7 protein-coding genes and 1 pseudogene are annotated in these 14490 nt (G+C 69.7%); 3 read left to right on the top strand and 5 right to left on the bottom strand.

Translation table 11 applies throughout. The features are described 5' to 3' along the window. Positions 1–401 precede the first annotated feature (401 nt). Positions 402–704: a hypothetical protein gene (locus ACFV4F_RS05290; RefSeq protein ID WP_380500517.1), complete on the top strand. Its 303-nt coding sequence runs from the start codon at positions 402–404 to the stop codon at positions 702–704. A gap of 13 nt (positions 705–717) precedes the next feature. On the opposite strand, the gene ACFV4F_RS05285 is transcribed toward ACFV4F_RS05290, so the two are convergent. Beyond that, entirely contained in the window at positions 718–1653 is a 936-nt protein-coding gene (locus ACFV4F_RS05285) for an alpha/beta fold hydrolase (RefSeq protein ID WP_380500516.1), read from the bottom strand. Between the two features lie 75 nt (positions 1654–1728). After that, positions 1729–2664 carry a DUF2797 domain-containing protein gene (locus ACFV4F_RS05280; RefSeq protein ID WP_380500515.1) on the bottom strand — a complete coding sequence of 312 codons (936 nt, stop codon included), beginning with the start codon at positions 2662–2664 and terminating at the stop codon, positions 1729–1731. Positions 2665–2924: 260 nt separating this feature from the next. Here ACFV4F_RS05280 and ACFV4F_RS05275 point away from each other — a divergent pair, with 260 nt between their 5' ends. Then, positions 2925–4094: a hypothetical protein gene (locus ACFV4F_RS05275; RefSeq protein ID WP_380500514.1), complete on the top strand. Its 1170-nt coding sequence runs from the start codon at positions 2925–2927 to the stop codon at positions 4092–4094. An 11-nt stretch (positions 4095–4105) separates the two neighbouring features. Here the strand turns inward: ACFV4F_RS05275 and ACFV4F_RS05270 are convergent. Beyond that, positions 4106–4549, bottom strand: a pseudogene (locus tag ACFV4F_RS05270) (MBL fold metallo-hydrolase); the annotation flags it as partial. Between the two features lie 126 nt (positions 4550–4675). Between ACFV4F_RS05270 and ACFV4F_RS05265 the strand changes: the two are divergent. After that, positions 4676–5311: a maleylpyruvate isomerase N-terminal domain-containing protein gene (locus ACFV4F_RS05265; protein ID WP_380500513.1), complete on the top strand. Its 636-nt coding sequence runs from the start codon at positions 4676–4678 to the stop codon at positions 5309–5311. A 382-nt stretch (positions 5312–5693) separates the two neighbouring features. Here the strand turns inward: ACFV4F_RS05265 and ACFV4F_RS05260 are convergent, their stop codons facing one another. Together ACFV4F_RS05260 and ACFV4F_RS05255 are read right to left on the bottom strand one after the other, a co-directional pair. After that, a complete protein-coding gene (locus ACFV4F_RS05260) occupies positions 5694–6122 on the bottom strand; it encodes a DUF4259 domain-containing protein (protein ID WP_380500512.1) in 429 nt (142 codons plus the stop codon). An 888-nt stretch (positions 6123–7010) separates the two neighbouring features. Further along, the gene (locus ACFV4F_RS05255; RefSeq protein ID WP_380500511.1) at positions 7011–14003 is read right to left on the bottom strand and encodes an RHS repeat-associated core domain-containing protein; all 6993 of its coding nucleotides are present in this window, start codon (positions 14001–14003) and stop codon (positions 7011–7013) included. Positions 14004–14490: the final 487 nt, after the last annotated feature.

Raw genomic sequence — 14490 nt, 5'->3', positions numbered from 1 at the left:
ACACCGCCCCCCCCTCCCCCCCGCTCTCCCCGGCGCGCCGCGCGCCCGCCACACCCCCCCCCCCCCCGCCGCCCCGGGGGGGGGCCGGGCCCCCCGAAGCGCGTGCCGGACGCGTCTGCGGCGTCCAGCGGGGCGCGCGGGGCGTCCGCGCGCTCCCCGATGGAGTGGTGGATCGTCAGGACCGGTGCTGCTGCGCGGATTTTCGCGCTACCGTGGTCCTCCGCTACGGAAGGACGGCATATGCCCGAGGTTCAGTCCTGTTCCGGTTGCGGCGGGTCCGGGGGGACCCAGAAGACCGAGGCCACGGTCGAACTGGACGAGGAAGGAAGCATGGTGCCGAGGATCCACACCTTCTGGTCGCCATGCGGTCGGTGCCACGGATCCGGGACGGTGATCGTCGGATGAGGTTGGTCTTCGAATGCGTCGAGTGCGGTGGGCACTACCTGCCGCCCGAGAGCCTGGCGTACCCCGACGGGCCCGCGTCCCCGATCTGGTGCTCGCGCTGCCAGACGGCCAAGCGGGCGGCCGGGGTCCGCGAGGACCCGCTGCTCGCGCGGATGGCGCTGGCCGCCGCCCGCACCGCGGCGGCCCGGCGCGCGGCGGACACCGAACCGCCCGCGCGCACCGACGTCCGCCCGTCGCGGCCACCGCTCTCGCGCCGGTCCCGCTCCGGGCCGGGCGGGGTGCGCGGGCGGCTGGGCTGAGCCCCCGCCGCCGTCAGGCCGTCGAGAGGAACTCACGGAGCAGCGCCGCGATGGTGTCCGGGGCGTCCTCGGGGCTGTAGTGGCCCACGCCCGCCGGCTCGACGGTCCGCCCGCGCGGGAACGCCTCCGCGAACAGCGGCAGGAAGTGCCGCGCCCCCAGCGTCCGGTCCGCGCCGCCCCAGACGGCGAGCGCGGGCACGGCGGCGAGCGCGGCGCAGGCCTCGTCGCCCGGCGTCTCGAACACGTGGGCCCCGGTCGCGAAGCCCTCCGCCCAGCCGAGCGCGCCGGCCGCCGACGCACGGGTGGGGAACGGCGAGGCGTAGGCGCGCAGCCAGGTGTCGGTGATCAGCGCGTTGTTCTCGAAGCCGTTGAGCTTCAGGGTGCTGAGGATCGTGTAGCCGAGTTCGCCGAGGACGGCGTCCAGGCTGCCGTCCGCGTGCGCGCGGGCGATCCAGCGGAACCACGGGGACTCGGCCGCGTTGGCCATCAGCGCGTCCGGGAGCCTGGGCCGGCCGAAGGGCGTCGGCCCGTTGAGGCTGACCACCCCGGCGACGAGCCCCGGGCGCCGGGCGGCCAGGCCCATGCCGACCGGCCCGCCGAAGTCGTGCAGCACGAGGGTGAGTTCGCGCAGGCCGAGGTCGTCGACGAGGGCCACCAGGTTGTCGACGTGGTCCTGCAGGCGGTACGTCCGGCCGGCCGGCGTCTCGCTCTTGCCGAAGCCCATGTGGTCCGGGACCACCACCCGGTGGGTGGGCGCGAAGCGGCGGACCAGGTCGCGGAAGAGGTAGCCCCAGGTGGGTTCGCCGTGCAGGCAGAGCAGGACGGGGACGTCGCCCTCGTCGACGTGGTGCATCCGGAAGCCCGGGGCGGTGCTGAAGTGCGGCCGGTACGGGAAGGTGCCGTCGAAGGTCTCGTGGGCGGCGATCATCGCGGGGTGCTCACTCCGCACTGGTAGCAGGTTGAAACCACTGAGGGCGAGGCCAGACCTCGTGGTTTCATTAAGCAACCAGCATGGTGAGCGGGCTCAGAACAGGGCTTCCTGGGTGTCCGGCTCCGGCGGGCGGACGCGCTCCGCGAGCGCGACGCCGGCGGTGGCGCGGCCCGTGACGGCGGTGAGCGTCCAGCCGGTGAGCAGCCGGGTGTCGAGCAGCAGCGGGCCGGCGCCGTCGGCCTGGTCGAGGAAGAGGTGCCGGCCGACCGGCGCCCGCAGCGTGCCCGCGAGGACGGCGCCGTGCGCGAGCCCGTCGACGTGCCGGTAGCTCTCCGGGGCGCCGCCGGCCAGGCCGAAGCGCTCGACGTGGTCGGTCACCGGGCGGTCCGCGAGCAGCTCCAGGGCGTGGTCGCGCAGGAGCCCGTGCGCCTGCGCCCGGGCGTCGGAGAGCACGGCCCGACGGTGCGGCACGTCGCCGTGGGACCACCAGCGGTCCGTCTTGGCGCGGCTCTTGAACCGCTCGCGCGCCAGGCCCGAGGCGGCGACGGTGAGTTCGGCGCGACGGATCGCCGGGAGACCGCCGCGCGCGGTGAACGCGTAGGCGAGTGCGCCCTGTTCGAGGAGCCGGCTGTCGCCGCGCTGCTCGGCGGTCAGGCCCACCTTGAGCAGGCCGTCGCCGAACCAGGCCAGGTAGAGCAGGTACGTGCGGCCGTCGTCGAGGATCTGGTCGCGGGCGAGGGCGAGGCCGCGGTCGACGCTCTGGCACGCCGGGCACTGGACGGCGCCGCCGCCCGGATCGATCTCCGCGTGGTGCGGACACGGCGTGCGCTCGGTGGCACCGGCCAGCCAGGCCCCGGTGCACCGGCGCGGGCCGCCGAGCAGCCAGCCGACCTCCGTCCCGGCCCCGACGACGCGCTCGTGCACCCGCGGACCGCACACGGCACCGAGCCGCGGCCGGCCCTCGTGCCAGCTCAGGCCGGTGGAGATCCAGCCGGCGGGCCGGTCGGGGTGCTGCGGTGCGATCGTCACGGGGCTCCTCTCGGCCGGAACGAGCCCGGGCGCAGCCGGTCTCGATCGGAACCAGTGAGGCTACCCGCCACCACCGACAGCGGGCACGGTCGGTACGGTGTGCGCGCCTGACGGCGGCGTCACCCGGGCGCCCGGCATTCGGCGGACACCGGCGGGCGGGCCGAGGGGTGCGTGCCTAGCGTGACGTCCTGGGGGCGATCCGAGCACTTCCGCGGGTCGGGACGGACCGTCCCGGGCCCGCCCTCCAGGAGGCACCGCACATGAGACTTCGGGCTTGTTCGAGCGCGCTGGTGAGCGCCGCGCTGACCCTCGGCCTGACCGCCGCCGCGACCCCGGCCGGGGCAGGGGCCGGGACCGGGGCCGGGACCGCGACCCCGCCCGTGGCCGCCGAGCCGCGGCCGTTCCTCGACCGGCTGAACACCGTGTCCCTCGTCGGGTCCACCGTGCCCGCCAACGGCGACGTGAACCCGTACGGCACGTTCACGATCCGGGAGAGCGTCGGCGACCTGCACCGGGGCAACGTCCTGATCAGCAACTTCAACAACTCGGTGAACCTGCCTGCGGGCCAGCAGGGCCGGGGCACCACCCTGGTCCAGGTCGCCCCGGACGGCGCCCTGACCACGTTCGCCACGATCGACCCGAACAACCTGCCGGGACCGTGCGACGGCGGGGTCGGCCTCACCACGGCGCTGACCGTCCTGCCCGGCGGCTGGGTGGTCGTCGGCAGCCTCCCCACCTCGGACGGCACGTCCACCACCGCCAAGGCCGGGTGCCTGCTGGTGCTCGACGAGCACGGGACGGTCCGCGAGACGATCGCCGGGCACGGCATCAACGGCCCCTGGGACATGACCGCCGTCAGCTTCGGCAAGCGCAGCGAGCTGTTCGTCACCAACGTGCTCAACGGGACGGTCGACGGCAACGGCGCGGAGGTCGACGAGGGCACCGTCCTGCGGATCACCCTGTGCGCCGAGGGCGACCAGCCGCCCGCCCCGGTGGCCTTCACCGAGATCGGGTCGGGCTTCCCCGAGCGGACGGACCCGGCGGCCCTGGTCGTCGGCCCGACCGGGGTCGGCCTGCACGACGGCACGCTCTACGTCGCGGACACCGTGCTGAGCCGGATCACGGCCATCCCCGACGCGCTCACCCGCAAGAACAGCGCGGGCATCGGACGGGTCGTCACCTCGGGTGGCAGCCTCAACGCCCCACTGGGAATGGCCCTCACGCCCAGGGGCGACATCCTCACGGTCAACGGCGGGGACGGCAACATCGTCGAGACCACCCGGAGCGGACGGCAGGTGGCGACCAAGACGATCAACAACGAGGGCACCCCGCCCGGCGCGGGCGCGCTCTTCGGCCTCGACCTGGACCTCGACCACGACGCGGTCTACTTCGTCAACAACGCCGACAACGTCCTCGACGTCCTGCACTAGGTGTTCCGACCCGGCAGGCCGGCCACCCCCACCGCGTCCAGCAGCGGGCCGCCCGTGAAGGCGGCGAGGGGGCGGCCGTGCCGGGTGAGGACGTACGAGGTGTGGTGCGGCGTGTGGCCGGGCGTCGCGACGGCGCGCAGGGCCAGGCCGTGGTCGGGGTCGAGGTCGAACTCGTCGCCGTCGTGCACCAGGACGCGCCGGTAGGACACCGCCGCGTCGGCGGGCACGAGGTAGTGCGCGCCGGTGAGCAGCGCGAGTTCGGGCCCGCCGGTGGCGTGGTCGTCGTGCACGTGGGTCTCGGCGACGTACGCGATCGGGACGCACCGGCGGGCGGCCGCGGCGAGGACCCGGCCGACGTCGGCCGGCGGGTCGACGGCCACCGCCCCGCCGGGCCCGCCCGCCAGGTAGCCGTGACTGCCCGGCGCCTCGCTCTCAAGGATGTCGACGAAGTACACGCACCCTCCTCACGGATGTACCCCGGATGTACCCCTGGGGGTATTGGGCCGGATCCTAGCAGACGTACCCCCAGGGGTATCGCAGGCGCGCGGTGGGCCGGGGCCGGGGCCGTTAGCATCACGATCATGACCGAGACCCCCACCCCGGACGACCTCGCCACCGCCCTCCGCCTCGCCGCCGACACCCTGCGCGGCGCCCCCGCGGACGCCGACTGGTCCCGCCCCGCCGGCACGCTCGGCTGGTCCTGCTGGGAGACCGTCGAACACCTCGCGGACGACCTCCTCGCCTACGCCGCTCAACTCGGCCCCGCCCGGCCGCCGCGGGACCGCTACGTCCCGTTCGTCTCGACGCGCGAGGCCCCGGGGGCGCCGAACAGCTTCGTCCGCGCCGAGCGCGGGGCCGGCGCGGCCGGGCTCGTCGAAGTGCTGGAGGCCAGCGGCGGGCTGATGGTCGCCATCGCCCGCACCGCCTCACCCGACGCGCGCGCCTACCACCCCTGGGGCCTCGCCGACCCGACCGGCTTCGTGGCGATGAGCCTGGTGGAGCTCCTGGTGCACCTGCACGACGTCACCCAGGGCCTGGACCTCCCCTGGAACCCCCCGGCCGACATCTGCCACCGCACCCTCACCCGCCTCTTCCCCGACATCCCCACCGTCGACGCCGCCCCCTGGCCCACCCTCCTCTGGGCCACCGGCCGAGCCCCACTCCCCGGCCACCCCCAACGCACGACCTGGCGCTGGCACGCCGACGTCCCCGCCTGACCACCCGGCCCGCAGGAAGTCGGACCCGCCGACTTCCTGCGCCGTTTACCCAAGAACAGGGAGAAGCCCCCGGCATCTGGCATACGACGGCCCAAGAACCATTAGCAGACCGTAGATCGTCCTCCGAGACCCACCGCCTCGGCTCGGAGCGAAGCAGGTGAGCGACGATCTACCGGTCCGTCAACATCCGTGGAAGTACATTGCCGTCCGGGCCCGTTGCCGTCATCGACTGCCTCCAGTCACCCAGAAGCCCCGTTGAAGTCAAATTCAACGGGGCTTCTTATTCATCCCATCGGGACTAGATCGGATTGCAGTCGATGCCTTCTGGAATGCTTTCCATCAGCGCCAATGAGCAATCAGGCCCAACGATCGAGACATTGAGCTAGTAAGCGCCACTCTCCAGAACCGAATCAAGCTCGCGAAGGAGCCTTTCGACGTGCCCACGCCACTCGTCGCCGCGATCCACGTCGATCCACAGGCCATAAACCTCGGAATCATCCGCCAAGGTTCTGGGGAGGATTGAGAGAGCCAGCCGAAGTAGGGCCTCGGGAATCCTAGGGATCAAACCTTTAAGCTCCATCTTTTCCAAGGATTCGTCACTCGCTCCACTCCGGGCAGCGATAATTGCAGCCGCAGCTACCGCCGCCTCTGCGAGATCCCTTTCAAGATATTCACCAGGCTCCACTTCCGCCACCAAGGAGAGCGCCTCTCCTAGCAGGGAGAGCGCCTCATCGCTCTCCGCACCCCGAATCTCGTCACAGAGATCCATGGCATAGTCGTTCTCAAACGGCCCAGTTCCCGAGGCACTCATTCACTCTTCCTTTCCACTCCACTGACCCAAGAAGTCGCGGGCGGCCTGCAGATATTCCTGACGGCGCTTGTTGTCCGTCTTGATCGCTCACTGATTTGCCAGAATTGGCGTGAACCAGTTCTCAGCCATTTCCTCTAGTCCCCGACGGGCCGCGCGACTGTCAGTCCGATAGAGAACGACCCCAGTTAGCCGTGGATAATCCCGGGCATGAGTAGCGAGTCGGGATCGAAGGTCCGTTGCCATGCCCGCCCGCTGCACCACGCCGCTCTCCGAAACCAGGACATAGATTCCGCCTCGCGCATTCGGGTCGCCAATCGGCTGATGGTCTTTACTGAGAAGCCCCGGCGTGTCTTCACCGCAGTTGTGCACCAGGACCAGCGCGGTCCCCGCGGGCACGTAGTACGCGTGGAGCAGGTTGACGGTGAGGTTGCGAGTGGCAATGTGGGTGGTTGCGGCCGGCCACTGGACGGTATGGCGCCGCCGGACTGGCGGAGCTGCTCGCCGGGGGTGATTTCAGCCCTTCAGGCCGCCAGACTCTCCACACGCGAGAGCCCCAGGACTCAAACCTGGGGCTCTCGCGCCGAACTACCACTCAGTCGGACTCATCCGAGAAATCGCTCACCAAGCCCATGCGCCGCCATCACGCACCCCCATGGGCTCTTCCCCGGATCTCGATAGCACGCTCCCTAGCTGCCTCAGACTCTGCCTGTGCACGTCTCCGATCCGCATCGAAAAGAAGCACACCAGAGAGCTCTTCCAGGACATCAGCCATTCGTTCCCACCATGCCGCGAATTCCTCCGACTCCTCAGAGCCCGATGGTCGGGCAGAACGAACCTCGCGCAACTTGCGCAAGACTTCCTTCAATCCTTCCGGTAGAGAACTCATGACTATCCATTTCCGCCGATAACCTGGAGGAACCTCTTGCATGCAGGGCATGGGCCGATCAATTCCCCATGCTCTAGCAATGGGAATGAATTCCCTCGACCGCCACCACCGATTTTTACAGACTGGAAGGTTGAACCCGCAAGCGGAATGCCATTCGCCTCGAACTTAATGGCGCATCCCACCTCTCCACAGCCCCCGTGATGGGCCGAATCGGCGACCGCTCTCGCGGTCTTCTCCGGCATAGTGCCCGTACGAGTGTCAACAGCATAGGACATATCCGTATGCTGGCCATCTGCAGAGATTATCTTCGTCGCCACATTTGGCCGATCTGCGGGCGGAATATTCAACGCCGCGTCCGCAAAATCAAGCAGGTCCTCGTCCGCTTCACCACAGTTGTGGACGAGGACCGGCGTGGTCCCCGCCAGCACATAGTACGTGTGTAGGAAGTTGACGGTGAGGTTGTGGGTGGTGACGGCGTAGGGGTAGTTGCGGACGGCCTGAATGGTGAGGGTGGCGCCGTTTGGCTGGCGGAGATGCTCCCCCGGGGTGAGGTCGCCGGCGTCGACCCACTGCTGGCGGGTCTCGCTCCAGTAGGGGTGGTGGTGGGTCGATGTGATCTTCGACTGCTGATCAGCGGGCGGGCCGCGCGGGGCCCTGTCGTCGGCGAGGGTGAGGTCGGTGAAGTCCTTGTCGTCGGGGGTAGTGATGGTGGCGGTGACGGGTTCGGGGTGGGTCTCGCCGGTCTGGGGGTCTGTCGCCATGACGACGTCACCGTCGTGGATGTCCTCGATGGACTTGAGCGAGCCGTCGCCCATCAGCACCTTGGTGCCGGTGGGGAAGCTGTTGCGGACGAGGGAGCAGCTGGAGCCGGCTGATTCTTCGGCTTCCTTGGCTACTGCTTTGCTCTCGGTTCCTGCTGCGTCTGTCGCTACTTCCTTTGCTGCTTTTTCCTCTGCGGCCTTGACTGCTGCTGCTTCGGCTGCGCGAGCCTCAGCCGCCGCTGTTCGGGCGGTGACTACAGCCGCCTCGGCCTCCTTGGCGACGCGTTCGCCGGCCTTGATGGCGTCGTAGGCCTTGCCGATCTCCTTGTAGATCTTGAAGGCCTGGATGCCGATCTTGATGGCCTTGAAGATCTTGCCCCAGGGAACGGCGTTGAGAGCGGTGTTGATGCAGGCCATCACGTCGCCCTTGGTGAAGCAGTCTCGGGCGTCGTTGAAGCCGATCAGTTCGCCGACAAGGTCAACGACCTTGTGGACGATCTCGTCGCGCTTGTGCTTGGCCTGGTTGACCGCGTCGTCGGCGTTCTGCTTCGCCTTCACCGCGGCCTGTTCCGCCGCGGTGGGCGGCGGGGTCGGGGTTGCGGCGATGACCGGGCTGTAGGTGAAGACGGCGTCGACGGTGCGACCGGTGCTGGCCACCGTGTCCGCGTGGTTGTTGGCGCACTCGGCCGGGGTGTCACAGGCGACCTTCAGCCCGTTGGCGTCGGCCTTGTTGATCGGGCTGTTGTTGGCGTACGCGTAGGCGTTCCACTGCTGCGGGTCGCCGGCGTCGGTGACGGGGTCGGGGCTGATGAAGCGGCCCGTTCTCGGGTCGTACTCGCGCGCGCCGAGGAGGGTGAAGCCGGTGGCCTTCTCCTTGGTCCCGCCGACGAATCCCCTGTCGCCGGCCCAGACACCGTCGCCGGGCTGGGCGCCGCGTTCATTTCCGAACGGGTCGGTGGGACGGCGGACCTGAGCGAGGTTGTAGGCGTCGAGCTGGATGCCGTTGGTGCCGTGGGGGTCTGCGGACTGATAGGCCAGCGTGGACTGGCCGTTGACCACGGAGCGGGTGATGGACAGGCCGTTGGGAGCGCCGTAACTGCGGACGTCGGTGACGGCCCCACTCGCGGTGTCCAGGGTTAGCTGGTCGGCTCCGAGGTTGAGTGTCGTCTTACCCGGGTCTCGCCGAATCAGCTGGTTTCCTGCGAGGTCGTACAGGTAGCTGGTGGCTCCGCTCTGGCCTGTGCCAGTGATCTGGTCGGGCTTGCCCTGGGCGTTCCAGGTCAGGTTCCTCGTACCGGGGGTGTCGGTGATCGAGGTGGTGTTGCCGGCGGCGTCATAGGTGTACGACGTCACGGCGGCTCCGGCCGGACCGGTCCGGGTGGACTTCAGCAGGGCGTGCGGGCCGCCGGTGCCGCCGCCCGTCTTCGGGTCGGTGGACGGGGTGTTGGGACCGGTGCCGAAGCCCTGGGTGGTGGTGACGTCCTTGGTGGCGTCCCCGGTGATGTCCTTCTGCACCGCCTTCGTGCGGTTGCCGATCAGGTCGTATTCGTACTGCTGCCAGTACGGCGCTGGTCCGCCGATGCTCGGCTTGCCGCCGTCTGTCGTCGGCCCGTTGGTGTTGGTGCAGGATCCGACGCCGGGGACGCTGGGCTGGGGTGCGGTGGTCTGGCTGCCGGTGTCGGTCCAGGCCTGGGTGAGCCGGCCGAGGTAGTCGTGGTTGAAGCACTGCAGGTCGGCGACCTGGCCGTCCTGCGCGTCACGTGCCGAGGTGACCTGGCCGAGCGGGTTGTAGGTGTAGTCGACGGCGTCGACGCTCGCGGTGGGCGCGTTCTCCTTGTCGAGGATCGAGCGGGTGACGCGTCCGGTGGCGTTGTCGACGACAGTGGTGGCGACCACGTGAGCCCCGGGGCCGCCAAGGGTCGTGCGGATCGGCCTGCCGTACACGTCGTAGCGGACGTCTGCCACGAGGGTGGTGGACGGGTTGAATCCGAAGGCGCTGCTGAGGGAGCCGAGCTGGCCCACGGTGTCCGTGGTGAAGGTCAGCGTTTCGCGGCCCATGCCGGCCATCGCCGGCATGACCGTGCTCGCCAGCCGGCCTGCCTCGTCGTAGGTGTTGTCGGTCTGGTAGGTGCCCGCGAGTCCGCCCTCGGCCGCGGGGATGGTGGTCTTGGCGCCGAGCTCGCGGTAGCCGCCGTCGTAGCCGGTGATCTCCGATGTGTAGGCGGCCCCGTTGGCTCCGCCGACGTAGCGGGTAGAGGAAGTCGGCTTGCCGAGGGCCAGCGTGTCGTAGGTCCAGCTCGCGACCTGCTTGGCCGGGTCGGTCGACGTGCCTTCGTAGGCCGCGACACTGCGTCCGAGCAGGTCGGAGACGGTGGTGGCGCTGAGGCCCCGGGAGTCGGTGGCGGTGGCGAGGTTCCTACTGTCGTCGTACGCGGTGGTGCCGGTGCCCGAGTCCGGGTCCGTCGACTTCACCGGACGGCCGAGCAGGTCGTACTCGTAGGTCCAGAGGTTGCCGACCGCGTCCTTGCGCCAGGCCTCCTTGCCGGCCGGCGTGTAGCCGTAGGTCGTCTCGTCGTACGGGCCGGTCGGGGTGTTCGCCTTGTACTGGCGTAGGGCGACCGTGTTGCCCCTGGCGTCCTTGATGGTGGCGGAGGCGTAACCGCCTGCCGGCGGGGTGGTGCGGACTTCGTCGGCGCCGAGGATGTCGGTGTGAGAACGCCACTGCTCGATGCCGTACGACTGGAAGACCGAGTCGGTGACCCTCCCCATGCCGTCGTAGGTCTGGACGGTCTGCGCGGGGACCTTGCTGTCCGGCTGGACTCCGCCGTTGGGCAGGAAGAGCTGCGCGCTGGGACTTGTGTCGTCGTTGTAGTAGGCGGCGCTGGACTTGGTCTGCCAGCCGTGGGAGTCGAACCGGGCCTCGGTGATCATTCGGCCAGTCGCGCCCGAAGGGACACTCGCCTGGGTCTGGCGCACGCGGCCGAGGCCGTCGTAGATCGTGTAGCTGGAGGTGTAGGTCGGGGTCGGGTCGGAGAGGGTGCTGCCCATCAGCGCCTGGGTGAGCACGTAGGAGGGCGCGTTGGTGCTGTTGACCGAGTAGGAGAACTTCCGGTTCGGGTTGTTCGGGTTCTTGCCGCGGTCGTTGCCCGGGCTCCAGCCGGCGACCGAGCGGCCGAGGGCGTCGAAGTCCTGCTCGCTGACCCTCCCGTTCTCGTCCGTGATCTTGAGCGGGGAGCCGCGGCCGACGTCGAGGATGCTGACGCTCTGCCAGCCCATGGGGTTGGTGTGGGTGACCTGGGTCGGCAGCTGTCCGGTGGGCGGGGAGTAGTCCGTCCTGGTCTCGGCGCCCGTCGGGTGGGTGGCGTCCGTCCGGGTCGGGTCGACGGTGCTGACGATCCGGCCGTAGGCGTCGAAGTGCGCCCGGGCGGTGGTGCGGTAGACCGGTTGGCCGGAGTCGTCGTAACGCTCCAGCACCTCGGTCGCGGTCTGCTCCGACGTGGCACCGGTCTGGCCGAACAGCAGGTTGTCGAAGTACGACCGGGTGTCGGCGACCGTGTTCTCCTTCATCGCGGTCTGGCCGCAGGCGCCCTTGAGGACCAGGGTGCGCGAGGCCAGCTGGGTCAGCGCGCCGTTCGGGCCAGCGGCGTACGTGAAGGAGGTGCAGAGCAGTTGTTCGGGGTGGGACAGGTCGCCGTTGTCGTAGACCGCCGTCGGCCGGGCGTAGACCGTGCCGTCGTACTGGGTGGAGCGCTCGCTGGTGCGCCAGCCGTTGGCCAGCTTGTCGCGGTTGGTCACCTTGGCGGCGTTGACGGCGCGGGCGGTAACCGGCGGCATGCCGCCCTGCTGGCTACGGGTGGCTGTCACGGGGCCGATCCACGGGTCGGAGACCACGGTGGAGACTGCGCTGCCGTTCTCCGCGTCATAGTTGACGGTGTCGCGGATGTAGCCGGCGAGGACGTTGTCGTCGGTGATGCTCCCGCCGTTCACGTCGGTCACAGTCACCTGGCGCTTGTCGGTGCCATTCGCGAGGACGTCGCCGTCCATGCCGCGGAGGAAGGTGGAGACCGTCTTGGTGCGCGGCGCCTCAACAGAGCTGCCGTTGCCGGTGAGCGTCGTGACGGTGGCGTAGCCGCGGAACTGGTCCCAGGTGCGGGTCTTGGGGTCGGCCAGGGCGGAGTCGTTGCGGTGCCAGGCCGTTCCTCCGCCGTAAACGTAGGTGGCGACGACCGGGACCTGGTCGGTCACCACGTCCTGCTGGGTCACGGACTGGACAATGATCTTGTTGAACCAGTCGTTGGCCGGGTCCAGCTTCTGCTGCCCCGGCATGTACCACTTGACCGGCATGCAGGCCATCGTGTTGCCGTCCTCGGAGGACGGCATCTTGCCGCCGGCCTCGCGCGAGCACTCGGCGGGTTGGTAGACGACGTTGATGAAGCCGCCGGTCTCGGTGGTGATTTGCTCGATCCGCGGGCGCTTGAACGGTTCGACGGACATGGCCGTTCCGTCCGGCCAGACGACCTGGCCCGCGACGCGGTTGGCAATGGCACGCGGTTTGAAGGAGACCGGCGGGACCGGGATCTTCGTCCGGCCGTTGGCGGCGGTGCGCTGGATGGAACCCAGCCACAGCGAGGGCGAGGTGCCGTCCTCCGAAGGCGGGAACGACTGGTTCAGGGCGTAGGAGTCCACGGGTCGGTAGGCGGAACCGTCCCAGACCTCGGTGTCGATCAGTGACAGCCGCTTGGTGGTCCAGAAGGTGGGCGAGCCGATGGAGCAGTCGCCGGCCGCGTCACAGGTCTGGTCGACCGGGGTGTCGGCCCAGCCCTGCGGCTTCGCCTTGCGCTGGGACGGGTCGCAGTTGGTCGTCGCGTCGGCGAAGCAGCGCTCGGCCGTGCGGAACCACACCTGGGCGGCCGGGTTGGCCTTGCCCTTGGCGGCGATCTGGTCCGGAAGGCGCTGGCCGTAGCCGGCCCAGACCGGGTAGCTGGCGCGCTGGTACTGGGCCCGGGGGCCGTTGCCGTTGTTCTGACCGCCGCCCTGGACGTAGTAGTTCTGCTCTTGCTCGTACCGGTAGGTAATCAGGTTCTGGTGCGGGTCGACGACGTAGTCGAGCGACCACTGCCAGCCCATCTGGGACCAGGAGTTGGTGGCGGGCGAGCCGTCCTTGAGGCAGGGGTCCTGTCCGCCCGGCCAGTAGATCGGCACGGTGGAGACGGAGTTGGCGGCCTGGTCGGTGCCGTCCCCGCCCGGCAGGCGGTTGGCACCGAAGTAGAACTGGGTGCCGTCGAGGGTGGTGACCCTCCAAGCCTCGCCGTTCCAGGCGCCGTTGTTCTGACCGGTCAGGCGCTCGACCTTGGTGCCGTCCTCACCCTGGAGGTGCCACTCGCAGGACTTGTCGTCCTTGACCAGCTGGCCGGCGTGCCCGGCGAGCGACAGTTGGAGCAGGTCACCGCCCCAGCACTGGTCTCCCGAGTTCTGGACACCAGCGTCCTTGCACGCCTTGTAGCCCCGGACGATGGAGCCGGGGTGCCACTCCCAGCCCTCACCGATCCAGGACGGCTGGGCGTTGGTCGAGGCGGTCTTGCCGTCCACGGAGGACGAGTCGTAGCCGAGCGAGACGCTGGGTGCGGCGCCGGCGATCGCGGAAGGCAGCTCGACGGTGTAGCCGTAGGTGAAGTTCCCGGCGTTGGCGCCGGCCTGCCAGGCCGCAGAGGGGGTGATCGGGGACGCGGTGAAGTCACCGGTGCTGCCCTTGGAGCTCGCCTCGACCGCGAGCGCCACGGCGGGCGCGGCCGAGGCCTGCGGGCTGGCGAAGGCGCTGGCGGCAAGGGACTTGGTCACCGTCCCGGTCGCCTGCGGGACCTCGACCTCCGCGACCAGGCGGCCGGTGGACTCGTCACGGTGGGACGGAACCGGGGTGCGCGTGGTGCAGCCGGGGGCACCGGGCGTGGTCAGAGCACAGCCGGGCAGTTGGACGATCCTGGCACGGGACGCCCAGTTCGCACCGGCATTCTGCGCCCAGGACTGAGTGTCCACACCGACCTCAACGCGGCCGGGAACCGCCCCCTCGCCGGTGTCCGTCAGGGCGACGAGCGCACCGTTGACTCCGGCGGACCTGGCCGTTCCCTGATCGGCGACCTCGACCTGGACGCTTGCCGCGCCGTCCTTGGCCGGGGCGAGCGGAACGGCCCTGGAGACGGGCTTCGCACCCTGTGCCGTGGCGATCCAGACAGGCAACGATCCCGCCTGAACCGATCCATCTGTAGCGGTAGGTGATGCTGACTCGGCCACTTCGGTCTGCGCGGACATCGCTCGGGTTCCGGCACTGCCGAGTACCGCGACGGCTCTGCCGGCGGGCGGGCTGGAGTCTGCCGGCGGCGACCACTTCTTCCCGGTGTCCGCAGCACGGGCGGCGGGCTTGGCGTTCGTGCCCTTCACCGGCTGGGTCGTCGGCAGCGGGGTGTTCGGCGGCACCCAGATCTTGTCCGTGGTCCCGGCGGCGACGGCCTCCGCCGGGGGAATCGTCACCAGGGACATGAAGACGGCCAGTGCTGCAAGGGCAGCGACTCTCGTCTGGCGGTGGCGCGTGAGCAGACGGGCACGACGTGACAACTGATCCCCCCATGTGAGTTGAGCCCCAGGGGACTCGACTGCGGATCCAGGCCACAGCGCACCCTATGCGCACACGATCAACCACGGAAAGTTAATAATGAGAAAACTCTTA

The organism is Kitasatospora sp. NPDC059722 (assembly GCF_042733235.1).
GTDB lineage: Bacteria > Actinomycetota > Actinomycetes > Streptomycetales > Streptomycetaceae > Kitasatospora.
This window is presented reverse-complemented; position numbering and strand designations above follow the sequence as displayed.

Coding starts and splice junctions, on each gene's coding strand:
- ACFV4F_RS05275 (WP_380500514.1), top strand. CDS start 2,925: ATGAGACTTCGGGCTTGTTCGAGCGCGCTGGTGAGCGCCGCGCTGACC.
- ACFV4F_RS05265 (WP_380500513.1), top strand. CDS start 4,676: ATGACCGAGACCCCCACCCCGGACGACCTCGCCACCGCCCTCCGCCTC.
- ACFV4F_RS05260 (WP_380500512.1), bottom strand. CDS start 6,122: ATGAGTGCCTCGGGAACTGGGCCGTTTGAGAACGACTATGCCATGGAT.
- ACFV4F_RS05290 (WP_380500517.1), top strand. CDS start 402: ATGAGGTTGGTCTTCGAATGCGTCGAGTGCGGTGGGCACTACCTGCCG.